General features: G+C 61.0%; 14 protein-coding genes and 1 pseudogene. 6 read left to right on the forward strand and 9 right to left on the reverse strand.

Features of this window, described 5'->3' with window-relative positions; all coding sequences use genetic code 11:
- Positions 1–26: 26 nt before the first annotated feature.
- The 3 genes and pseudogenes from PBDP_RS02630 to PBDP_RS30200 all read right to left on the reverse strand — a co-directional run.
- Entirely contained in the window at positions 27–1,769 is a 1,743-nt protein-coding gene (locus PBDP_RS02630; RefSeq protein ID WP_109752093.1) for a potassium/proton antiporter, read from the reverse strand.
- Positions 1,770–1,974: 205 nt separating this feature from the next.
- The gene (locus PBDP_RS30195; RefSeq protein ID WP_428983237.1) at positions 1,975–2,847 is read right to left on the reverse strand and encodes a methyl-accepting chemotaxis protein; all 873 of its coding nucleotides are present in this window, start codon (positions 2,845–2,847) and stop codon (positions 1,975–1,977) included.
- A gap of 30 nt (positions 2,848–2,877) precedes the next feature.
- Positions 2,878–3,666: pseudogene (locus tag PBDP_RS30200) on the reverse strand (MCP four helix bundle domain-containing protein); the annotation flags it as partial.
- A 192-nt stretch (positions 3,667–3,858) separates the two neighbouring features.
- Between PBDP_RS30200 and PBDP_RS02640 the strand changes: the two are divergent.
- Together PBDP_RS02640 and PBDP_RS02645 are read left to right on the forward strand one after the other, a co-directional pair.
- A complete protein-coding gene (locus PBDP_RS02640; RefSeq protein WP_109752095.1) occupies positions 3,859–4,089 on the forward strand; it encodes a hypothetical protein in 231 nt (76 codons plus the stop codon).
- Positions 4,086–4,388 (forward strand): cell division protein ZapA, encoded by a 303-nt coding sequence (locus PBDP_RS02645; RefSeq protein WP_212801778.1) that lies wholly within the window; start codon positions 4,086–4,088, stop codon positions 4,386–4,388. The genes PBDP_RS02640 and PBDP_RS02645 overlap by 4 nt, the downstream gene beginning before the upstream one ends.
- A gap of 162 nt (positions 4,389–4,550) precedes the next feature.
- Here PBDP_RS02645 and PBDP_RS02650 read toward each other — a convergent pair whose 3' ends face one another.
- The 3 genes from PBDP_RS02650 to putA all read right to left on the reverse strand — a co-directional run bounded on the left by PBDP_RS02650 (position 4,551) and on the right by putA (position 11,744).
- A complete protein-coding gene (locus PBDP_RS02650) occupies positions 4,551–6,353 on the reverse strand; it encodes an acyl-CoA dehydrogenase (protein WP_109752097.1) in 1,803 nt (600 codons plus the stop codon).
- Positions 6,354–6,469: 116 nt separating this feature from the next.
- A complete protein-coding gene (locus PBDP_RS02655; protein ID WP_212801779.1) occupies positions 6,470–7,432 on the reverse strand; it encodes an IS110 family RNA-guided transposase in 963 nt (320 codons plus the stop codon).
- A gap of 358 nt (positions 7,433–7,790) precedes the next feature.
- Positions 7,791–11,744, reverse strand: coding sequence for a trifunctional transcriptional regulator/proline dehydrogenase/L-glutamate gamma-semialdehyde dehydrogenase (gene putA / locus PBDP_RS02660; RefSeq protein ID WP_212801780.1), 3,954 nt, complete (start codon positions 11,742–11,744; stop codon positions 7,791–7,793).
- 463 nt (positions 11,745–12,207) lie between these two features.
- On the opposite strand from putA, the gene putP reads away from it, so the two are divergent.
- Positions 12,208–13,692: a sodium/proline symporter PutP gene (putP, locus tag PBDP_RS02665; RefSeq protein WP_109752099.1), complete on the forward strand. Its 1,485-nt coding sequence runs from the start codon at positions 12,208–12,210 to the stop codon at positions 13,690–13,692.
- 220 nt (positions 13,693–13,912) lie between these two features.
- Here putP and PBDP_RS02670 read toward each other — a convergent pair whose 3' ends face one another.
- A complete protein-coding gene (locus PBDP_RS02670) occupies positions 13,913–14,407 on the reverse strand; it encodes a DUF2165 family protein (RefSeq protein ID WP_109752100.1) in 495 nt (164 codons plus the stop codon).
- Between the two features lie 266 nt (positions 14,408–14,673).
- On the opposite strand from PBDP_RS02670, the gene PBDP_RS02675 reads away from it, so the two are divergent.
- The 3 genes from PBDP_RS02675 to PBDP_RS02685 all read left to right on the forward strand — a co-directional run bounded on the left by PBDP_RS02675 (position 14,674) and on the right by PBDP_RS02685 (position 18,377).
- Entirely contained in the window at positions 14,674–16,728 is a 2,055-nt protein-coding gene (locus PBDP_RS02675) for a type VI secretion system Vgr family protein (RefSeq protein ID WP_212801781.1), read from the forward strand.
- Positions 16,725–17,456, forward strand: a complete 732-nt coding sequence (locus PBDP_RS02680) for a DUF4123 domain-containing protein (protein ID WP_212801782.1) — start codon at positions 16,725–16,727, stop codon at positions 17,454–17,456. Before PBDP_RS02675 ends, PBDP_RS02680 begins: the two co-directional genes overlap by 4 nt.
- Before the next feature lie 81 nt (positions 17,457–17,537).
- A complete protein-coding gene (locus PBDP_RS02685) occupies positions 17,538–18,377 on the forward strand; it encodes a 23S rRNA (adenine(2030)-N(6))-methyltransferase RlmJ (RefSeq protein WP_109752102.1) in 840 nt (279 codons plus the stop codon).
- Between the two features lie 122 nt (positions 18,378–18,499).
- Here the strand turns inward: PBDP_RS02685 and msrA are convergent, their stop codons facing one another.
- Both msrA and PBDP_RS02695 read right to left on the reverse strand, forming a co-directional pair.
- Entirely contained in the window at positions 18,500–19,147 is a 648-nt protein-coding gene (gene msrA, locus PBDP_RS02690) for a peptide-methionine (S)-S-oxide reductase MsrA (protein ID WP_109752361.1), read from the reverse strand.
- Between the two features lie 118 nt (positions 19,148–19,265).
- Positions 19,266–21,959, reverse strand: coding sequence for a putative bifunctional diguanylate cyclase/phosphodiesterase (locus PBDP_RS02695; protein WP_109752103.1), 2,694 nt, complete (start codon positions 21,957–21,959; stop codon positions 19,266–19,268).
- Between the last annotated feature and the right edge of the window lie 39 nt (positions 21,960–21,998).

Consider the following 21,998-nt stretch of genomic DNA (forward strand, 5'->3'; position numbering starts at 1 on the left):
GTCGAGCAAGTGAGAGTGGGAGCAGTTTAGAGGAACAAGCCGGGACCCGGGCGACTTCCTTCGGGGAATCTGACGCCCACTTTGCCGATCTTGTTCCCGTCCATGGCCGCGACGGTCCACAGGGTGTTGTTCCAATCCACCTGGTCGCCGACCACCGGCGCGCCGCCGACTTTCTGGGCAATGAAGCGCCCCAGGGACATGTCCGGATCGATGCCATCCAGTTGCAATCCGTACAGGGCGGCAACCGCGGCCAACTGGGCGTCTCCTTCGAGTACGAAGTCGCCGAAAAAGCGCAAATCAAGGCCCCGTTGCGGCGCTTGGCTGAACAGTTTTCCAAGGGCCGGCAAATCATGTTCATGGCCGATAACACAGAGCAAATCATCGACTTCCAACACCGTACTACCCGACGGATGGAGCAGTTGTTGGCCGCGAAACAGTGCGGCGATGCGCGTGCCTTCGGGCATTTTCAGGTCCCGCAGGGGCGAGCCGATGCACCATTTTTCCGCGCCCAGGCGATAGATGAACAGCTCCCATTCGCTGGTGACGTGCACTTCCAGCGCCGCCCGGGAAATCGGCAGCGGCTCGGGCGGGACGGTCACGTGCAGCAACTTGGCGACCCACGGCAGGCTCGTGCCCTGCACCAGCAGCGAGACCAGCACGATGAAGAACGCCAGGTTGAAATAGAGTTGGGCGTGGGGCAGGCCGGCCATCAGCGGGAACACGGCGAGAATGATCGGCACCGCGCCGCGCAGGCCGACCCAGGAAATAAAGGCTTTTTCGCGACCATGGAACGCCTTGAATGGCAGCAGGCCCACCATGACCGACAGCGGGCGCGCGAACAGGATCATCCACAGCGCCAGGCCCAGGGCCGGCAGGGCAATGGGCAGCAGGTCGTGGGGCGTGACCAGCAGCCCCAGCACCAGGAACATGCCGATCTGCGCCAGCCAGGCCATGCCATCGAGCATGTGCAGGATGCCGTGGCGGCTGCGTACCGGACGGTTGCCCAGCACCAGGCCACACAGGTACACCGCCAGGAAACCACTGCCGTGCAGGGCGTTGGTCAGGGCGAACACGGCCAGGCCGCCGCTGATGACCAGGATCGGGTAGAGGCCGTTGGCCAGGTTGATGCGATTGACCAGTTGCAGCATCAGCCAGCCACCGCCCAGGCCAAGCACCGAGCCAATGCCGAACTCGCGCACCAGATGTCCCAGCAGGCTCCAGTGCAGGCCGGTTTCGCCACTGGCGAGCATGCCGATCAGGGTGACGGTGAGGAACACCGCCATGGGGTCGTTACTGCCGGACTCGATCTCGAGGGTGGCGCTGACCCGCTCGTTCAGGCCCTTGCCGCCCAGTAGTGAAAACACTGCCGCCGCATCCGTCGAGCCGACGATGGCGCCGATCAGCAGGCCCTGGATCAGGTTCAGGTTGAACAGCCACGCCGCCGCCAGGCCGGTCAGTCCAGTGGTGATCAATACCCCGACCGTGGCCAGCGACAACGCCGGCCACAGCGCCACGCGAAAGCTCGACACCCGCGTGCGCAAGCCGCCGTCGAGCAGAATGACAGCCAATGCGAGATTGCCGACCAGGTAGGCCGTGGCGTAGTTATCGAAAAGAATACCGGCGCCATCGACACCGGCCACCATGCCCACGGCCAGGATGATCACCAGGATCGGGATACCCAGGCGGGACGAAAGAGAACTCACCAGGATGCTCGCACCTACCAGCAACGCGCCGATCAAGAACAGGCTGTTGATGGTCGTCGCAGTCAAAGGCGTTACTCCGGGAAAACTGAAGGGCGGGCACAGACTGACCATGCAGTCTGCGTGCCAGCGATTCTAACCTGTTGAAATGTGATGCTGTCAAAAAAGGTTGGGGGATCGGGTTCTGGGCGCAGCCCTTGTGGCGAGGGAGCAAGCTCCCTCGCCACAACAGCATTGATCGCTCATGGATTGTGAGCGATCAATGGGTTTGCGGTTAAAGGCTGAACCGTCCAACCATGCTGTTCAGGTCCACGGCCAGGCGCGACAGTTCGGCACTGGCGGCGCTGGTCTGGTTGGCGCCGGTGGCCGATTGCACCGACAGGTCGCGGATGTTCACCAGGTTGCGGTCCACTTCGCGGGCCACTTGGGCCTGCTCCTCGGCGGCGCTGGCAATCACCAGGTTGCGTTCGTTGATCTCGACGATGGCGGTGTTGATGGTGTCCAGGGACATGCCGGCGCCGCGAGCGATGTTCAGCGTCGACTCGGCGCGTTCGGTGCTGTTGCGCATCGAATCCACGGCCTGTTCGGTGCCGTTCTGGATACTGCCGATCATGCGTTCGATCTCGCTGGTCGACTGCTGCGTGCGGTGAGCCAGGGCGCGGACTTCGTCGGCGACCACGGCAAAACCACGACCGGCCTCACCGGCACGGGCCGCTTCGATAGCGGCGTTCAGCGCCAACAGGTTGGTCTGGTCGGCCAGGCCACGGATCACGTCCAGCACCTTGCCGATATCGCGGGACTCATTGGCCAGGTTGCCAATCAGCGTGGCAGTGCTTTGCACGTCGGCGCTCATGCGTTCGATGGCGCTGACGGTTTCCTGCACCAGGTCACGGCCATCACCGGCGGAAGTCGTGGCGTCTTTCGATGCTTCGGAGGTGCTGACCGCATTGCGCGCCACTTCTTCCACGGCACTGGTCATTTCGTTGACTGCCGTGGCGGCCTGTTCGATTTCGTTGTTCTGCTGGGTCAGGCCACGGGCGCTTTCGTCAGTGACGGCGTTGAGCTCTTCGGCCGCCGATGCAAGTTGTGTGGCCGAGCCAGAAATCCGCTGCAGGGTGTCGCGCAGTTTCTCCTGCATGGTCGCCATCGCTTTGAGCAGGCGACCGGCTTCATCGGTGCCATCGACGGTGATTGGCCGGGTCAGGTTGCCCTTGGCGATTTCCTCGGCGGCGTCCAGGGCATTGGCAATCGGCTTGGTAATGCTATTGGTCAGCAGCCAGGCGAACAGCAGGGTCAGGCCGGTGGCGATGACCAGCAGCGTGACGACCAGCATGAAGGCTTTTGAATATTGCTGCTCAGCGCTCTGGTTGAAAGCCTCGGCCTGGTGGTTATTGATTTCCAGCAGGCGGCCCAGGATTGCGTTGATGGCTTCGGAGTTGCTCAGCAGTTCGGTGTTGAGCAATACCCGCAGTTCCTCGATCTGATTATTGCGCGACAGGGTTTTCATCCGCTCTTCGAGCTGACGGTACTGACCCAGCAGTTGCACATACTGATCGTAGGCGGCCCGTTCTTCCGGGGCGCTGATGAGTTTTTCGTAGGCCGTCTGGGCGGCGCGGATCTGTTGGTTGCGTTGCTCGAACAGATCGTAGGTTTTCTGCTGGATGTCCGGTTCGCGGTTGGTCAGCAAGCGATAGGACAGCACCCGCAGACGCAGGGTGAGCTGGGTGAACTCATCCAGGGCCTTGATGCTGGGCACGCTGTTGCGGGCGATGCTTTCGCCAGAGGTGCGGATGTTGCTCATCTGGGCCAGGGCAAACACCCCGAGGGCCAGCATCAGGGCGCCTATCAGGGCAAACCCCAGGAACGCCCGCGGCGCGATGTTCATATTACGTAGAGACATGGGAAGTACCGGAAGAAGACGCGTCCGTGCGGGGCTGTGACTGCTGTTCCCTGACTTATCGGTCATACGACTGAAGTCTTGAGGCCGACGCGTGCTTTTGTCGCAGGGCAACACCTACCGTGCGACGAAGGGTAGGAACCAGATTCCCGAATCGCAGTCTCTACAGCTCGCGAGCGAAGCACCGCCGCCGTGTAACCGTGGCATCGGCGGTGACTTTTCTTTATCGTACGCGCCCCTTGAAAATGCCTGGAAATCAATATGTTGGAAACATCCCTCAGCCAGCTGGAGCAACTGGTCAACGACCTGGTGCAACAGAACCGTCACCTCACCGGCCTGAACGAAACCCTGAGCGCGGAACTTGCCAGGGCCAAGGATGAAAACGAGAGCCTGCAACTGAGCCTGATGGAACAGGAAGAACTGCACGGCGCTACCGCTGCCCGCATCCAGGCGTTGATCGAGCGCGCCAGCGCCGGTCCTGTCAGCGCATGAAGCACGGCGCCGATGGGGTGACAGTCATCTCGATCCTGGGAGAAGACTATTCAATCAAGGCCCCGGCCGGGCAGGAGCAGGCCCTGCTGGACGCCGCTGCCATGCTCAAGGCCGCCCTGGCCGATACCAAGAGGAAATACCCGACGCTGATCGGTGAACGCCTGCTGGTACTGGCGGCGATGAACCTGTGTTCGCAACAGATGGAAATGCAAAAGGCTCATCAAGCGGAACTCGACCGTTACCAAGAGCAAGTCAGCGCCACGGTCGAGGTGATTGCCAAGACTATTCAGCAGGCCTGAACCTGCGACGGGCTTGTGCAGCAGTGTTGTCTGCACCTGAGTCATCGCGAGCAGGCTCGCTCCCACATAGGGGCTAAGTGGACATAAAATCTGTGTTCACCCCGTTCCACTGTGGGAGCGAGCCTGCTCGCGATCGGTTTTCAGCCCCGCACAAGAGCAGGCTCAGAACCACTCATCCCGCATCCCCAGGCACGTATCATCCCGCGTCTCGAGCAGCTCCAGCTCATGGTGACACCCCGGCACTTCCCAGGTCAGGAAGTACCGCGCCGCTTGCAGCTTGCCCTTATAGAAGTCGCTGTCCGCCTCGTTCCCCTTGGCCAAACCTTCCTCGGCCCGAATCGCCTGTTCCAGCCAGCGCCAGCCAATCACCATGTGACCAAACACCTTGAGGTACAGCGCCGAGTTGGCGAGACTGCTGTTGACCTTGCCTTGGGCCAGGTCCGTCAGCAGGCCGAGGGTAACCGTTTGCAGGCGTGCTACCAGCGCTTCCAGTGGTTGGCGCAATGGCGTCAGTGATGCGTGGGCCTGGGCGCGCTCAGTGGTGTCGGCCACCAGCCGGATCAATTGCTTGAGGCCAGCGCCGCCGTTCTGCGCCAGCTTGCGCCCCAGCAGGTCCAGGGACTGGATGCCGTGGGTGCCTTCATGGATCGGGTTCAGGCGGTTGTCGCGGTAATACTGCTCCACCGGGTATTCGCGGGTGTAGCCGTGGCCGCCAAGAATCTGAATCGCCAGCTCGTTGGCCTTCAGGCAGAACTCCGAGGGCCAGGATTTGACGATAGGGGTCAGCAAATCCAGCAGCTCATGGGCGCGCCGGCGCTCGGCTTCGCTTTCCAGGGTGGTGGTGTCGTCGAACAGCCGCGCGGCGTACAGGCCCAGGTCAAATGAACCTTCAACGTAGGCCTTCTGGGTCAGCAGCATGCGGCGTACGTCGGCGTGCTGGATGATCGCCACCGGCGGCGTAGTCGGGTCCTTGCTGTCGGGTACCCGGCCCTGCGGGCGCTCGCGGGCGTATTCAAGTGAATACAGGTAGCCGGCGTAACCCAGCATCACCGCGCCCATGCCGACGCCGATCCGTGCCTCGTTCATCATCTGGAACATGTAGCTCAGGCCGTGGTGCGGTTTGCCTACGAGGTAACCGACACATTCGCCGTTGTCGCCGAAGTTCAGCGCGGTAGAGGTGGTGCCACGCCAGCCCATTTTGTGGAACAGCCCCGCCAGCAGCACATCGTTGCGCGGGCCGAGGCTGCCGTCGTCGTTGACCAGGAACTTGGGCACGATAAACAGCGAAATGCCTTTCACGCCAGGCGGTGCATCCGGCAGTTTCGCCAGCACCATGTGCACGATGTTTTCCGATAGCGGATGATCGCCGCCGGAGATGAAGATCTTGTTGCCCTTGAGTCGGTAGGTGCCGTCGGACGCCGGCTCCGCGCGTGTACGAATATCCGACAGCGAAGAACCTGCATGTGGCTCGGTCAGGGCCATGGTGCCGAAGAAGCGGCCGTCGATCATCGGTTGCAGGAAGCGTTGCTTTTGCTCCTCGCTGCCGAAGCTCTCGATCAGATTCGCCGCGCCCATGGTCAGGAACGGGTAAGAGGTCGAAGCGGCGTTGGCCGATTGGAAATGCGCGAAGCAGGCCTGGGACAACAACGTCGGCAGTTGCATACCGCCAGCCTCGAAGCTGCGTGCGGCATTGAGAAAGCCAGCCTCGAGGAAGGCATCCACCGCCGGTTTCACCTCGGGAATCAGAATCGCCTCGCCGTTCTCGTAGCGCGGTTCGTTTTCATCGTTCTTGCGGTTGTGGGGCGCGAAAAATTTCTCGGCGATGCTGCGGGCCGTAGCGAGGGCTGCGTCGAAGGTTTCGCGATTGTGCTCGGCAAACCGCTCGCGCTGGGTCAGGCCCTCGGCATCGAGGACTTCATACAGCTCGAAAGCCAGATTGCGGGAACTGAGCAACGTCTCGGACATGGCGGCCTACCTTTTTTTGGAATGGGCCGAGTCTAGGCGTGGGAATAGAGGCTGAACAGGATGATTGATGGCAGTGATGCAGAGGTTAGGGCGACACTAATCCAATGTGGGAGATTCTATGTTGCAGGGGAACCCTGCAACCGTGAATTTGGTTGGTATTCGCTCTGATTTTTCATCAGGGCGAATGCTACCCGACACAACTTGCGGGCGAGGATAACCAAGGCCTGAGTTCTGGCCAGGCCTCGTGCCAAGAAGGCCTCATAGTAAGGTTTCCAGGCAGGAGACCGACAGGCCGCCATCGCGGCGTTGTGCGCCAGGCGTCGTAGCTCCCCGTCCCCTTTTTTGCTCAAGTGACGAGGACTGTGCTTCTTCCCTGAATCTTTTGGACGCAAATCCATCCCCAAGAAAGCAATGAATGCATCGCCACTGACAAAGTGACCGCGCATGAATGCGGTCGCCAAGCCAGTGGCCGTCAGTTCACCAATCCCTTCGATGGCTTTGCAGCGGTTGATGTTTTCAGTGATCCCTGCCGCTTGGCTGGCCTCACGCATTAGTTTCTGAATGGCCTGATCGGACTCTTTGAAGACCTCCAACTGCCGGGCCAAGATGTCCTTCAGACACGGTTCGTTCGAAAAACTCAGCACGATACTGACGCGGGCCTTGATGAGTGCCGCACGTTTTCTAAGCAGGTTTTTTAACACTTTGTAGGCTTCTGGAGGTGGGCTCCAGATACGCAGCCTTGCTTGCTCGTTCGTTAGATACCGAGCCAGCAAACGCGCATCACAAGGATCAGTTTTAGCCCGCAGCCCAATACTTTCACGGTAATGGGCCACCCGATAAGGATCCACAACGTAAACATGAAACCCCATTCCATGGGCCAGCTCAGCTGTGTCCAGGTGATAAAAGCTGGTGGCTTCCAGCGCAATCGAGCTTTGGGCTGGTAGCGTTTTGAGCCACCGGCCAAGAGCTTCGCGGTGGTTGGCGATGGCTTGAGTGATTTTCAGGTCTTCGCGGTAAACGACGATTTCGGCCTTCGCTACATCGATACCAATAACCGTTGGTGAGTTAAGGATTGTCATGACGAATCCTCGGAGCTAGGGTTTAGGTGCTTGTCGGGGTCTACCTTTGCGCTGGCTTGCCTCTATCGTCGGTTTTACCGATGAATTCCTTATCGGCGCTTTAGGTAGAAAGGGCGGAACGAGAAGTCTCCCACGGTCCGTACTGGCTAGAGTCGGAATCGAGCTTTTAGTCCCGCCCACCCCTTCAAGTCTAAACATACAAGCGAGTTTTGTGGGAGCAAGGCTTGCCCGCGATGAAAGCGCCGCGGTCTCTTGAGGACCGCAGCGCCTGGGTCGCGAGCAAGCTTTGCTCCCACTAAGCTCGCACACAGGGTTTCTATGACCAGGCACCCATTGCAGGTGCCTGGTCTACAACGGTTTAGCCAATGGTCATCAGGCTGGCGTTACCACCTGCGGCAGCCGTGTTCACGCTCAACGCCCGCTCGATGACCAAACGCTCCAACGCAATGTTGGTCTCGCCCTGGGACAAACCGTGCACCCCGACGATAGCACCGGCCCGCTTGGCCACCTGCTGGCAAACGCCGCGCAGTTGGTCCGAATCGCCATGATGCAGCACGGCGTCGAACAGCACGTCGTCCTTGGTCCAGTCGGCAACCCGTTGGATGCGTGCCTGAATCTCCTTCGGCAAGCGTGCGAACAAAGCCTTGCTGGTGTCGGTTTCCGGCCACACGGCCGAGCCGCCCACAGCCAGTACCGCCGCCAGTTGCGTCAGCAGATCGCCTTCCACGTCCGCCAGGCACAACACGTGCTCGCGCGGCAGGATGGCGTAGCTGTTGCGTTCGCCGGTCGGGCCGGTCAGCTGGCGGGTAATACCGCTTTGCGACTGGGCGGCGAACTGCACGCACAGGGCGCTCAGCTCGGCGAGTTTCTGGCTGTCGGCCCAGGCTTGCAGGGCGGTCAGCGGTTTGCTCAGGGCTTCACGTAAACGCAGGTCTGGCGCAGTGAGGGCATCGCCACGCACGAAGGATTGCTGGATTGCATCGGTAGGACGGGTCGACAGCAGGCGGTACAAGTACAGCGGACCGCCGGCCTTGGGACCGGTGCCCGACAGGCCTTCGCCACCGAACGGCTGCACGCCGACCACGGCCCCGACAATGTTGCGGTTCACGTAGACGTTGCCGGCATGGACGTTATCGACCACTTTGGCGATGGTCTCGTCGATACGGGTGTGCACGCCGAGGGTCAGGCCATAACCGGAAGCGTTGATCTGGCTGATCAACTGATCCAGCTCCTTGCGCTTGTAGCGCACTACGTGCAGCACCGGTCCGAAGATCTCCCGTTGCAGCTCGTCGAAGCTTTCCAGTTCGATCAGGGTCGGCATCACAAAGGTGCCGCGCTTGCACTCGTCACTGTCGGCGATTGCCATCTGGTACACGGTGCGACCTTTATCGCGCATGGCCTGGATGTGTTTCTCGATGCCGGCCTTGGCTTCGGCGTCGATCACCGGGCCGATGTCTACCGACAGGCGTTCAGGATTGCCGAGGCGCGATTCGGCCATGGCGCCCTTGAGCATTTCGATGACACGGTCGGCGGAATCTTCCTGCAAGCACAGCACCCGCAGGGCCGAGCAACGCTGGCCGGCGCTGTCGAAGGCCGAAGACACTACGTCGATGACCACTTGTTCGGTCAGCGCCGAGGAGTCGACGATCATGGCGTTCTGGCCACCGGTTTCGGCGATCAGTGGGATCGGACGGCCCTGGTTGTCCAGGCGACCGGCGATGTTGCGTTGCAGCAGGCGCGCGACCTCGGTGGAGCCGGTGAACATCACGCCTTTGACCCGCTCGTCACCCACCAGACGGGCGCCGACGGTTTCGCCACGGCCCGGCAGCAGTTGCAGCACGCCTTCCGGAATGCCGGCTTCGAGCATCAGGCGCACCGCTTGGGCCGCCACCAATGGCGTCTGCTCGGCGGGCTTGGCCAGTACCGGGTTGCCGGCGGCCAGGGCGGCGGCGACCTGGCCGCTGAAAATCGCCAGGGGGAAGTTCCACGGGCTGATGCAAACCACCGGACCCAAAGGACGGTGGGCGTCATTGGTGAAATCGTTGCGTGCCTGCACTGCGTAGTAGCGCAGGAAGTCCACGGCTTCACGTACTTCGGCGATGGCGTTGGCGAAGGTCTTGCCGGCTTCGCGGGCCAGCAGGCCCATCAGCGGCTGGATCTCGCCTTCCATCAGGTCGGCGGCGCGCTCGAGGATCGCGGCGCGTTCGGCTGGCGGCGTGGCCTGCCAGATAGGCGCGGCGTTGAGGGCGCACTGGATGGCATTGTCGACGTCGCTGATCGTGGCTTCCTGCACATGGCCGACCACGTCACGGTGATCGGACGGGTTCAGCACTGCTGCCGGTGCTTCTTCGCTGGCGGCGCAACCGAGCATCGGCACGGCTTTCCAGTCGTTATGGGCGGTCGCCAGCAGGGCGCAAGACAGCGACGCCAGGCGATGCTCGTTGGCCAGGTCGATGCCGCTGGAGTTGGCGCGCTCGCTGCCATACAGGTCGCGTGGCAGTGGGATGCGCGGATGCGGCAGGCCGAAGCCGCCTTCCAGGGTTGCCATCTGCTCGATGCTGGCCACTGGATCGGCCACCAGCTCCTGGATCGAAATGGACTGGTCGGCGATGCGATTGACGAACGAGGTGTTCGCGCCGTTTTCCAGCAAACGACGTACGAGGTACGCCAGCAGGGTTTCGTGAGTACCTACCGGAGCGTACACGCGGCACGGACGGTTCAGCTTACCTTCGGAGACCTTGCCTACAACCTGTTCGTACAGCGGTTCACCCATGCCGTGGAGGCACTGGAATTCGTACTGGCCCGGGTAATAGTTCTGACCGGCGATGTGATAAATCGCCGACAGGGTATGGGCGTTGTGCGTGGCGAACTGTGGGTAGATGACTTCCGGCACCGACAGCAACTTGCGGGCGCAAGCGATGTAGGACACGTCGGTGTACACCTTGCGGGTATAGACCGGATAGCCTTCCAGGCCTTCGACCTGGGCGCGCTTGATTTCGCTGTCCCAGTACGCGCCTTTCACCAGGCGGATCATCAGGCGATGACGGCTGCGGCGAGCCAGGTCGATGACGTAGTCGATCACATACGGGCAACGCTTCTGGTAAGCCTGGATCACGAAGCCGATGCCGTTCCAGCCGGTCAGTTGCGGCTCGAAGCACAGGCGTTCCAGCAGGTCCAGGGACAACTCGAGGCGGTCGGCTTCCTCGGCGTCGATGTTCAGGCCGATGTCGTATTGCTTGGCCAGCAAGGTCAGCGACAGCAGGCGCGGGTACAGCTCGTCCATGACGCGTTCGTACTGGGCGCGGCTGTAGCGCGGGTGCAATGCGGACAGTTTGATGGAAATGCCCGGGCCTTCATAAATCCCACGGCCATGGGACGCTTTGCCGATCGAGTGGATGGCTTGCTCGTACGAGGCCAGGTACTTCTGGGCGTCATGTTCGGTGAGCGCGGCTTCACCCAGCATGTCGTAGGAATAGCGGAAGCCCTTGGATTCGAACTTGCTGGCGTTGGCCAGGGCCTCGGCGATGGTTTCGCCGGTGACGAACTGTTCGCCCATCAGGCGCATGGCCATGTCGACGCCCTTGCGGATCATCGGCTCGCCGCTCTTGCCGATGATACGGCTCAGGGAGGAAGTCAGGCCGGCTTCGTTGTGGGTGGCGACCAGTTTGCCGGTCAGCAGCAGGCCCCAGGTGGCAGCGTTGACGAACAGCGATGGGCTGTTGCCCAAATGCGGTTGCCAGTTACCGGTACTGATCTTGTCGCGGATCAGTGCATCACGGGTGCCTTTGTCCGGGATACGCAGCAGCGCCTCGGCCAGGCACATCAGCGCCACGCCTTCCTGGGATGACAGGGAAAACTCCTGCAGCAGTCCCTGGACAATACCGGCACGGCCGCCGGCACTTTTCTGGTTGCGCAGCTTTTCAGCAATCGAGGCGGCCAGCTTGTTGGTGGCTTCGGCCATTTGCGCCGGCAGGCGGGCCTGCTCGATCAGCATCGGCACCACTTCCGGCTCGGGGCGACGGTAAGCGGCGGTGATGGAGGCACGCAGGACCGATTGCGGCAGGATGCTCTCGGCGAATTCGAGGAAGCATTGGTGAGCGTGGTCGACCTGTACATCGCCGGCATCATCGCTGTCGGCGCGGGGTGAACCGTTCAGCTCGGTCAGGGTTGCACCACCCTCGAGTTTTTCCAGGTAATTGAAAATTGCCTGCTTGATCAGCCAGTGTGGTGTGCGATCAATCGAGGTTGCGGCCGCCTTGAGGCGTTCGCGGGTCGGGTCATCGAGTTTGACCCCAAGGGTGGTGGTAGCCATATTTTTATCCTCATGTTTACCACGTATGGCGTGGCATCAGCTGGCGGCAAGATTAGCTGCGCGATGATTGAGGTGCAACCGGGTGCAACCCTTTTTTTCTTGAAATGACAGGCAGTTCATCTGGAAGCAAATTCTGCCCCGTCAATCCTGCACCGGCTTAGTGCTTTGGCTTCTAGCGGACCGCTATGGACTGCACTAAAAAGGAGCAAAAAGTACAGATTCTGCGATAAAACCGATCAGGTGCAACTTATTCGAGCGAAACAGGTTGCACCTTATTTCATTTGTTGAATAGCATTCGCGGCCAAGGTGCAACCGGCTTGAAAGTCGAGGGGCATCGGCTGATGGCTTTCCTGGGGAAACATCAGTCATAAATTCGCGGGACTGCAAATCGTCGCTACAACGTCCGCGTTGTCGACGCTTTCAACTGCCACCGCTACATAAAAACAAAGCCAGGGCGTAACTCATGAGTGTTAGTAATCCCACCTTGATCACTTTCGTGATCTACATCGCAGCCATGGTCCTGATCGGTCTGATGGCTTACCGCTCCACCAATAACCTTTCCGATTACATCCTGGGCGGTCGTAGCCTGGGCAGCGTGGTCACGGCATTGTCCGCCGGTGCTTCCGACATGAGCGGCTGGTTGTTGATGGGTTTGCCGGGTGCCATCTACATGTCTGGCCTGTCGGAAAGCTGGATCGCCATTGGCCTGATCGTCGGTGCCTACCTCAACTGGCTGTTCGTGGCAGGGCGCCTGCGGGTGCAGACCGAGCACAACGGTGACGCGCTGACGCTGCCAGACTATTTCTCCAGCCGTTTCGAGGACCACAGCGGCCTGCTGCGGATCATCTCCGCGGTGGTCATCCTGGTGTTCTTCACCATCTACTGCGCTTCCGGCATCGTCGCCGGCGCCCGTCTGTTCGAAAGCACTTTCGGTATGTCCTACGAGACCGCGCTGTGGGCCGGTGCCGCCGCGACCATCGCCTACACCTTCGTCGGTGGTTTCCTGGCCGTGAGCTGGACCGACACCGTACAAGCCACCCTGATGATCTTCGCGCTGATCCTCACGCCGATCATCGTGCTGCTGGCCACCGGTGGCGTGGACACCACGTTCCTGGCCATCGAAGCGAAAGATCCTTCGTCCTTCGACATGCTGAAAAACACCACCTTCATCGGCATCATTTCGCTGATGGGCTGGGGCCTGGGCTACTTCGGTCAACCGCACATCCTGGCGCGCTTCATGGCGGCTGATTCGGTCAAGTCCATCGCCAACGCCCGTCGTATCTCCATGACCTGGATGATCCTGTGCCTGGGCGGCACCGTGGCTGTCGGCTTCTTCGGTATCGCTTACTTCTCGGCGCACCCTGAAGTGGCCGGTCCGGTGACCGAAAACCATGAGCGCGTGTTCATCGAGCTGGCGAAACTGCTGTTCAACCCGTGGATCGCCGGTGTCCTGCTGTCGGCCATCCTGGCGGCGGTAATGAGCACCCTGAGCTGCCAGTTGCTGGTGTGCTCCAGTGCCCTGACCGAAGACTTCTACAAGACCTTCCTGCGCAAGAACGCTTCCCAGCTGGAACTGGTCTGGGTCGGCCGTGCCATGGTGTTGCTGGTGGCCTTGGTCGCCATCGCCCTGGCCGCCAACCCGGAAAACCGCGTACTGGGCCTGGTGAGCTACGCCTGGGCCGGTTTCGGTGCCGCGTTCGGCCCGGTTGTGCTGATCTCGGTGATCTGGAAGAACATGACCCGTAACGGCGCGCTGGCCGGCATCCTGGTCGGTGCGATCACCGTGATCGTCTGGAAGCATTTCGAGCTGCTGGGCCTGTACGAAATCATCCCGGGCTTCATCTTCGCCAGCCTGGCCATCTACGTTGTCAGCAAGATGGGCTCGCCTACCGCCGGTATGCTGCAGCGCTTCGAAGCGGCCGAGAAAGATTTCCGTCTGAATCAGTAAGACCTTCAGCGCGGCCTTGACGGCGCGCTTGAAGAACATGAAAACGGCCCGTCTCCAATGGAAACGGGCCGTTTTTTATGCGCGGAATTTATCGACCACGCCTGTTACCTGTGGGAGCGAGCCTGCTCGCGATGAGGTGTCACATTCAGCATCCAGGCAAGCTGGTACGCCGCTATCGCGAGCAGGCTCGCTCCCACGCTGGATCTTCAAAGGACGCGCATCACTTCACCTCGGTGTCAGGCTGGTTGAGAAAGATCAACACGCCCAAAATCGCCATATAGAACCTGAACGCGGCATCCTGGCCGTTCCAGACTTCTGATTGCCACATCAGGAACCACTCGCCGCCGACGACCATGAAACCGAAGAACCAGACGAAGAAACCCACCGTCAGACCGGCAACGGCCCACCCCTTGGCGCGGGCGAACACCGAGGCCTCGGCCCGGCGTGCCTGCCACAGTTTCAGTGTGCCGTAACCCAAAAGCCCTGCTGTCAGCGCTTCGCCGACGATGATCAGCCAATAGGCGCCATGCCACATCCAGGGCTGATCGATGGCCCGGTATCGGGCGGCATTGTCGGGGAAGGTGGTGTCCATGCTCAGCACGTGATGGACGAAATTGAAGTTGGAGCTGTAGTCCGTGATGTTGTTGAACACGGTCAGGAAGGCGAAGGCGGCGAGCGCCAGGATCATTGCGATTTTTGCGTAACGGATCGTCATCGGTGCTTCCTTTGCTTTTTGCGACGAAAGAACGTTAGCACGGCCAGTTGCAGTCCCGAGGCCCGTCACTTTGTAGGAAGTTGCTGATTGTTCGTGCGGCCATTTCAGTTTGCCGTCACGCAAGGAATGTCTGTCGGAAAATACAGCGCATGCCGCATGCCTTTATCTTCTTGGGTGTAAGGCAAATCTGTTTTTAATGAGGGTCGATCAGCTTTGCGTAGGGCTCATGCACAATCGCCCGCCTCCATTTTGCAGAGGCACATCGGATGTTCCCGCCTGCCAACCCACCGCTTTTCACGCTGACGCTCGACAGCGGACCGAATGACCTCAAGGTGCTTGAGTTCAAGGGCACGGAAGCCATCAGTCAGCCCTATCGTTTTGACCTGGAGCTGGTCAGTGAGCGGTCTGACCTGGCACTGGAAGAACTCCTGCATCGCCAGGCATTTCTGGGTTTCGATGGCGGGAAGGGTGGCATACACGGTCAGGTCTACAGCGTGGCCCAGGGGGATTCGGGCAAACGCCTGACCCGTTACCAGATCAGCCTGGTGCCTCGCCTGGCCTACTTGCGCCATCGCATCAACCAGCGGATTTTCCAGCACCTGAGCGTGCCCGATATCGTCGCCCGGGTGTTGAAGGAACACGGAATCCTGGCGGATGCCTGCCAGTTCACGCTTGGCGGGCAGTACCCCGAACGCGAATATTGTGTGCAGTATGGCGAAAGCGACCTGGCCTTCATCGAGCGAATTTGCGCCGAAGTTGGTATCCATTATCACTTCAGGCACCGCCCTGACGGCCATCTGCTGGTGTTCGGTGACGACCAGACGGTGTTTCCCCGCCTGCCCGAATCGACGCTGTACCTGCCGGACAGCGGCATGGTCGCCGACGAGTCGGCGATCAAGCGCCTGGCGGTGCGGCTCCAGACCTGCACCACTGCCGTAACGTTGCGCGATTACGACTTCCGCAAGCCCGGCTTGTTATTGGAAACCCATTTGGATAATCGGCAGCGTCCTGCCCTGGAAGACTATCGCTATCCCGGCGGATTCTCTGCCCGTGACGACGGCAAGCATCTGACCCGGCGCGCCCTTGAGCGTCATGGTGCCGACCAGCGCGTGGCAGAGGGCGGCAGCGATGAAAGCGCCTTCCTCAGCGGACATTTCATGTGCATGAAGGAGCATCCTCGTGAGCAGTTCAATGATCTCTGGCTCTTGACGCATGTCGACCATCATGGTCGTCAACCGCAGGTGCTGGAAGAAGTCGCCAGTGCCGGCCCGGATGAATTCCAGGGTTACAAAAATACCTTTCTCGCCACGCCATGGGACGTGTTCTTTCGGCCACCCCTGCATCACGAAAAGCCGCGGGCCCACGGTTATCAGTCGGCGGTGGTGACCGGGCCGGTCGACAGCGAGATCCATTGCGATGAGTTCGGGCGGGTCAAGGTGCAGTTGGTCTGGGATCGCGACGGTAAACATGACGAACATTCCAGCTGCTGGCTGCGTGTGGCCTCCGGTTGGGCCCACGATCACTATGGCGCGGTGATGATCCCCCGGGTTGGCATGGAAGTCCTGGTCGGGTTCATCGATGGCGACGTGGACAAGCCGATGGTGGTGGGTTGTCTGCCCAATGGCGCCAACCCGGTGCCGCTGGACTTGCCGGCGGACAAGACCCGCAGCCTGTTGCGCAGTCGGAGCAGCCCTGGCGGGGGAGGTTACAACGAACTGCGCATCGAGGATCGCAAGGGCGCCGAGGAGATCTACCTGCGGGCCCAGCGAAACTGGACCCAGCATGTGCTGCATGACCAGCGGGTGCAGGTCGATCATGAGCGCAGCATTGTCGTCACCGGTATGGCGCGACACGAGCTCAAGGCCGATGAACAGCGCCTTACCCATGGTCGGCGCCGGGCTGAAGTCCGGCAGGATGATCATCTGCTGGTGAGTGGCGAACGGCATATTCGTGTCACCAGCCAGGTGCTGAGTGCGAGCCAGCAGTTTCATGTCAGCGCCGGCCAACACGTAGTATTGGAAGCGGGTGCCAGTGTGACCCTCCAGGCCGGCGGCCATTGGATCAGCATCGGGGCCGGCGGGATCTCCAGCAGCGTGCCGATCGAGGTCGGTGGGGCGCCGATGGCGGTCATGAGCGCGGCATCCGGCACGCCAGGCAGTGCCGAGAAACGGGTCGCTGCGGCGCCTGCGCTTTCCCTCGCGCAAATCCTCAGTTTCCAGGGCTCGGCGCCGTTCTGCGAGGAGTGTGAACGTTGCAGAAGCGGCGTCTGCGTAGCGCCATCGGTCTTTCGCAAACCTGTCGATATCCAGGAGCGACCATGAGCTGCGGTCAATCTCCCCGCGCCTGGCTTGAGGACCATCCCTTGCAGGCCTGCGAGCAACTTTTCGCCATCTTCAGCAACGCCAGTAGCGCCGGGGTGTTGTCGGCCTGGAAGCGCTCGATGAGCTCGGAGGCGAGTCCGATCTGGGCCGACACGCCATACGCCGAGTGGGAATCGGTCATGCCCTATGTAGGGCTTGTCGGCGTGGACAACGGATTTCTTGATTGGATAGCCGCCACCGACTCGCTCGATTGGGGCTGGCTGGCGGTTTCGTGTGTGAACCAGCAGACCCTTGCCGAACATTTGCGGGGGCTCACGCAGGTGCTGTTGCCGGGTGGCAAGCCGGTCTTCCTGCGTTTTTGGGATGGGCGCTTTTTGCGGTCGATCCTGCAATCGACGGAGGTGGAGGCCGGGCAACTCTTGCCAGTCATCACGCGCTGCCTGATCAACGGGCAATCCCTTGAGATCATGGGAAATGCCCAGCGGGCGGCCCGGGCTTTTCCATGGTGGCAGGTACCCGTCGCGCTGTTGGAGACAATGGCCGAGGTCCCGACGGACTGTCTGTTGGATAACTTGCTCACTTGGCTGGGCGAAGAGCATCCGTATTTGTTCGAGCGCGTCGACGACAGCGTCCTGAGCAGCAAGATTGCCTACTTTCTTGAGCGATCGGAGTCGGTTGAAGCATCAAAGGCGCCATTGCTGGCGTATCTGGTGCGAGAGCTGGGCTGATTGTGGCCTGTCCGCCGGGCTGCGAACGCCTGACGTCCGACGCGCTTCGAGGTAAACTCGTCGCCCTTCGCAGGAGCCGCCATGAATTATCGCCACGCCTTCCACGCCGGCAATCACGCCGATGTGTTCAAACACCTGACCTTGACCCGCCTCATCGCCTTGATGTCGCGCAAGGAGCAACCCTTCGCTTACCTCGATACCCATGCGGGCATCGGGTTGTACGACTTGCAGGGTGACCAGGCCAACCGTACCGGTGAGTACCTGGAAGGCATCGCGCGGTTGTGGGGCGAGAGCGATCTGCCGCCATTGACCGCCGATTACATGAAGGTGCTGCGCGAGATGAACCCGGACGGGCAGTTGCGCTACTACCCGGGCTCGCCGGAGCTGGCGCGGCGCCTGACCCGGTCGCAGGACCGTGTGCTGCTCAATGAGAAACACCCTGAAGACGGTGTATTGCTCAAGGACAACATGAAAGGCGACCGTCGCGTGGCGGTACACCTGGGTGAAGGTTGGCATGTGTCGCGAGCACTGCTGCCGGTGGCGGAGAAGCGTGCCCTGATGCTGATCGATCCGCCCTTCGAACAGCTTGACGAAATGCAGCGCTGCGCCGCTTCGCTCAAGGAGGCCATTGGCCGGATGCGCCAGACAGTGGCCGCGATCTGGTACCCGGTGAAGGACCAGCGGATGTTGCGCCGTTTCTACCAGGACCTGGCCGGCACAGGGGCGCCGAAGCTGTTACGCGTGGAGTTGCTGGTGCACCCACTGGCGACGCCCAACAGCCTGAACGGCTCCGGCCTGGCGATTGCCAATCCGCCGTGGGGGCTGGAGGAGGAGCTGCGTGAACTGCTGCCGTGGCTGTCGAAAAAACTGGGGCAGACCCAAGGTGGGTGGCAGATGGATTGGTTGATCGCTGAAAGCTGATGCACCGATGGCGTCTGGAAGGCCGCCATCGCGAGCAGGCTCGCTCCCACATGTGGACGCACTGCCACCAATCCCTGTGGGAGCCGAGCTTGCTCGCGAAGCTTTTTTTCAGGACAGAGGGTTCAGATCGGGCACGTCACGCCGGTCCCGCCAATCCCGCAATAGCCTTCCGGGTTTTTCGCCAGATACTGCTGGTGGTAGGCCTCGGCGAAGTAGAACGTCGGTGCTTCTTCGATTTCGGTCGTGATGGTGCCTTTGCCTGCCTTGGTCAACTCAGCCTGGAATACTTGCTCGCTGTGTTTGGCCGCCGCCAGTTGAGCCGGGTTGGTGGCATAGATCACCGAGCGGTATTGGGTACCGATGTCATTGCCCTGGCGCATGCCCTGGGTCGGGTTGTGCAGTTCCCAGAACATTTTCAGAAGCTGGTCGTAGCTGACTTTTGCCGGCTCATAGACCACCAGTACCACCTCGCTGTGGCCGGTAAGGCCCGAACAGACTTCTTCATACGTCGGGTTTGGCGTGAAGCCGCCGGCGTAACCCACCGCCGTGCTGACCACGCCTTCGCGCTGCCAGAATTTGCGTTCCGCACCCCAGAAGCAGCCCAGGCCAAAGATCGCGAAATCCACGTCCATGGCAAACGGGCCCAGCAGCGGCGCGTCGAGTACGAAGTGTTTTTCCGGCACGGTCATTGGGGTTTCACGGCCAGGCAGGGCTTGTTCTTGAGTAGGGAGCACGTTTTTGTTCACCAGGATTTCCGAGCGCAAGACCATCATCAGTCCTCTCAGTCAGATTGGGTTGAGCGAAATAGACCGTCAGTGTGCCCAATGCCGGTTAGTTAAGAAAGACACAGCGTTGACGAGGGGATGGACGTAGGGGCAGGCAAGGCCGTCAGACGAGCGGCCCGCGGGGGTAGCGCTTGAGCTTTTCGATCAGCTCGGCGCCGGGGATCGGGCGGTCGAACAGGTAGCCCTGGCCGACATCGCAGCGGTGACGCCTTAGGAATGTCAACTGCTGGGCGGTTTCGATGCCTTCGGCCACGACCTTGAGTTTCAGGTTGTGGGCCATGGCGATCACCGCCGAGGTGATTTCCATGTCGTCCTGGTTGTCCGGGATCTCATGGATGAAGCTGCGATCGATCTTGATGATGTCGATCGGGAATTTCTTCAGGTAGCTCAGGGACGAGTAACCGGTGCCGAAGTCGTCCATCGCCAGGGTCAGCCCCAGGCGCTTGAGCTGGTCGAGCTGCAAGTGGGTGTCTTCGGTGGCTTCCAGCAACAGGCCTTCGGTCAGCTCCAGTTCCAGCAGCCGGGCCGGCAGTTGTTCCTCCTTGAGGATACTGGCGATGGAGGCGACCAGGTCGGGGTCGGAGAACTGCTTGGGCGACAGGTTGATCGCCACTTGCAGGTTGCCCAGGCCGGCGGCGGTCAATTGCTTGCTCATGCGGCAGGCCTGGCGGGCGATCCATTTACCGATAGGGATGATCAGCCCGGTTTCTTCGGCCACGCTGATGAACTGGTCCGGGCGGATCATGCCCTTTTCCGGATGGTTCCAGCGCAGCAACGCCTCCATGCCCAGCAGACGGCCGCTGCGCAAGCACAACTTGGGTTGGTAGAACACGTCCAGTTCGTTCTGGGTCAAGGCGCGGCGCAGGTTGTTTTCCACGAACAGCTTGTAGCTGGCCTCGGCATTCAGCGCCTCGGTGAATACCTGGACCTGATGTTTGCCGTTGGCCTTGGCCTTGTGCAGGGCAAGGCCGGCGTTGCGCATCAGGGTCTGTGGATCGCGGCCGTGCAGCGGAGCGCAGGCCAGGCCCACGGAGCCGGTCACGCTGATCAGTTGGTTGTCGACGAACATGGGTTTGTCGAGGGTCATCAGCAATTGGCTGGCGATCTGCTGCCCGGCTTCCAGGTCAGTGTCGTCCAGCAGGACCGCGAATTCGTTACTGGCGAATCGCGCCAGGCTGCCGCTGGGGCTCAGGCTGTTGCGCAGGCGCCGAGCCAGGCTGATCAGCAGCTTGTCACCGGTCTGGTGGCCAAGGCTGTCGTTGATGCGCTTGAAGTTGTCGATGTCCACCAGCAGCAGGCTGATGGGCGAATCACTGTCCCGGGCGAAGCGTTCATCGAGGTTGCGGATGAACGCCGGACGGTTGCCCAGGTTGGTCAGGTTGTCGGTGTAGGCCAGGCGCTCGATGCGCTGCTGGGCCAACTTGGTCTGGGTGATGTCTTCGTAGATGCCGATGTAGTGCGTCAGTTCGCGGTTGTCGCCGTAGACCTTGGAAATCGACAACTGGCCCCAGTAGGGTTCCAGGTTCTTGCGCCGGCTCTTGAATTCGCCCTGCCAACTGTTGCTCTGGGCCAGCGCCGATGGCGCGTCGAACAGCAGTTCGCTGAGGTTCTCCAGGGCCGGCAGTTCCGAGAGGCGTTGGCCGTGGACTTCCTCGGTGGTGTACTGGGTGATCGCGGTGAAGCTTGGGTTGACGTACTCCACCACACCGTCGCAATTGACCAGCAGGAACGCATTGGCGCTCTGTTCCACGGCGCGCTGGAACAAGTGCAGGGCGCTGGTCGCGGTTCGTCGATTGTGGTTGTTGATGACCTGGGCGAACTGGTCGGCCAGTTCACCGGCGAAGGCGATTTCGTCCGATTGCCAGGCTCGGGTGACGCCGACCTGTTCCAGGCACAGTACGCCGACTACCTGGCCGTCGATACGAATGCTGGCGTCGAGAATGGCGTTGACGTCGCGGGCGCGCAGGCTCTCGGCCATTTCCCGGGTGCGCGGGTCGCGCATCGCGTTGTGAGCGTCGATGGCGCGGCAGGTCTGCAACGCCTCCATGTAGTCGGGAAAGTCGTTGGCGTCGATCACCTCCGGCAGGAAATACTCCTGGGAAGCGCGGTTGTAGGCGGAGATCGGTACCAGTTTGCCGTCGTCCAGGTTCCAGATACTGGCGCAGTCGATCTGGTAGATGTCACAGGCGCTGCGGGTGATGAGTTCGGCCGCTTCGAGCAGGGAATTGTTGGCGCTGTAGCGTTGACGGGTCAGCAGCAGAATCAGGTCTTGCTGGGCTCGCACCCGGTCCAGATGCTGGAGCTGTTCTTGCTGGGCGCGCTGGTTCAGTTCCAGGGCGATCTGCAAGCGTGAATTCTGGGTTTCCAGGTCCAGGGCCGGCATGGAGGGTTCGCCTTGCAGCAAATTGTCCACCGCCAGCAGGAAACCGCGCAGCAGATGACGATTGTGTTGCTTATAGGCCTCACCGGTTTCCAGCACGTTCATCGGGCCTTTGGCGGTGTGTAGCGTGTAGCGAATCTGGTAATGCGAGGCCTGGGCCAGTTGCTGCTGGATGGCGTCATGCAACTGATAGCGCGCTTCGGGCTCCATCAGGCTGGCATAGGGCGCACTGACCAGCGAGCACAGCTCTACCGCCGGCAGGCCGAAGTATCGCTCGCAGTTGGGGTCGAGGAACAACAGCGCCCAGCTTGCTTCATTCAGCCGTTCGAAACGCAGCATACCGAGCCGCGAGGGCACCGGTAACTGCGTCACTACCTCGGCCGCCATACGGCTGGCGGCATCGGGTTGGCTTTTCATGGGGAAACTCGCTTCGAAAATGCTGATCGCGCCGGGCTG

It is taken from the genome of Pseudomonas sp. St290, assembly GCF_018325805.1.
GTDB classification, from domain to species: Bacteria; Pseudomonadota; Gammaproteobacteria; order Pseudomonadales; family Pseudomonadaceae; genus Aquipseudomonas; species Aquipseudomonas bijieensis.

What these genes read in the sequence shown, in the direction of transcription:
- PBDP_RS30195 (WP_428983237.1), bottom strand. Translation starts at nt 2,847, where the DNA reads ATGGCGACCATGCAGGAGAAACTGCGCGACACCCTGCAGCGGATTTCT.
- PBDP_RS02640 (WP_109752095.1), top strand. Translation starts at nt 3,859, where the DNA reads ATGTTGGAAACATCCCTCAGCCAGCTGGAGCAACTGGTCAACGACCTG.
- PBDP_RS02645 (WP_212801778.1), top strand. Translation starts at nt 4,086, where the DNA reads ATGAAGCACGGCGCCGATGGGGTGACAGTCATCTCGATCCTGGGAGAA.
- PBDP_RS02650 (WP_109752097.1), bottom strand. Translation starts at nt 6,353, where the DNA reads ATGTCCGAGACGTTGCTCAGTTCCCGCAATCTGGCTTTCGAGCTGTAT.
- PBDP_RS02655 (WP_212801779.1), bottom strand. Translation starts at nt 7,432, where the DNA reads ATGACAATCCTTAACTCACCAACGGTTATTGGTATCGATGTAGCGAAG.
- putA (WP_212801780.1), bottom strand. Translation starts at nt 11,744, where the DNA reads ATGGCTACCACCACCCTTGGGGTCAAACTCGATGACCCGACCCGCGAA.
- putP (WP_109752099.1), top strand. Translation starts at nt 12,208, where the DNA reads ATGAGTGTTAGTAATCCCACCTTGATCACTTTCGTGATCTACATCGCA.
- PBDP_RS02670 (WP_109752100.1), bottom strand. Translation starts at nt 14,407, where the DNA reads ATGACGATCCGTTACGCAAAAATCGCAATGATCCTGGCGCTCGCCGCC.
- PBDP_RS02675 (WP_212801781.1), top strand. Translation starts at nt 14,674, where the DNA reads ATGTTCCCGCCTGCCAACCCACCGCTTTTCACGCTGACGCTCGACAGC.
- PBDP_RS02680 (WP_212801782.1), top strand. Translation starts at nt 16,725, where the DNA reads ATGAGCTGCGGTCAATCTCCCCGCGCCTGGCTTGAGGACCATCCCTTG.
- PBDP_RS02685 (WP_109752102.1), top strand. Translation starts at nt 17,538, where the DNA reads ATGAATTATCGCCACGCCTTCCACGCCGGCAATCACGCCGATGTGTTC.
- msrA (WP_109752361.1), bottom strand. Translation starts at nt 19,147, where the DNA reads ATGGTCTTGCGCTCGGAAATCCTGGTGAACAAAAACGTGCTCCCTACT.
- PBDP_RS02695 (WP_109752103.1), bottom strand. Translation starts at nt 21,959, where the DNA reads ATGAAAAGCCAACCCGATGCCGCCAGCCGTATGGCGGCCGAGGTAGTG.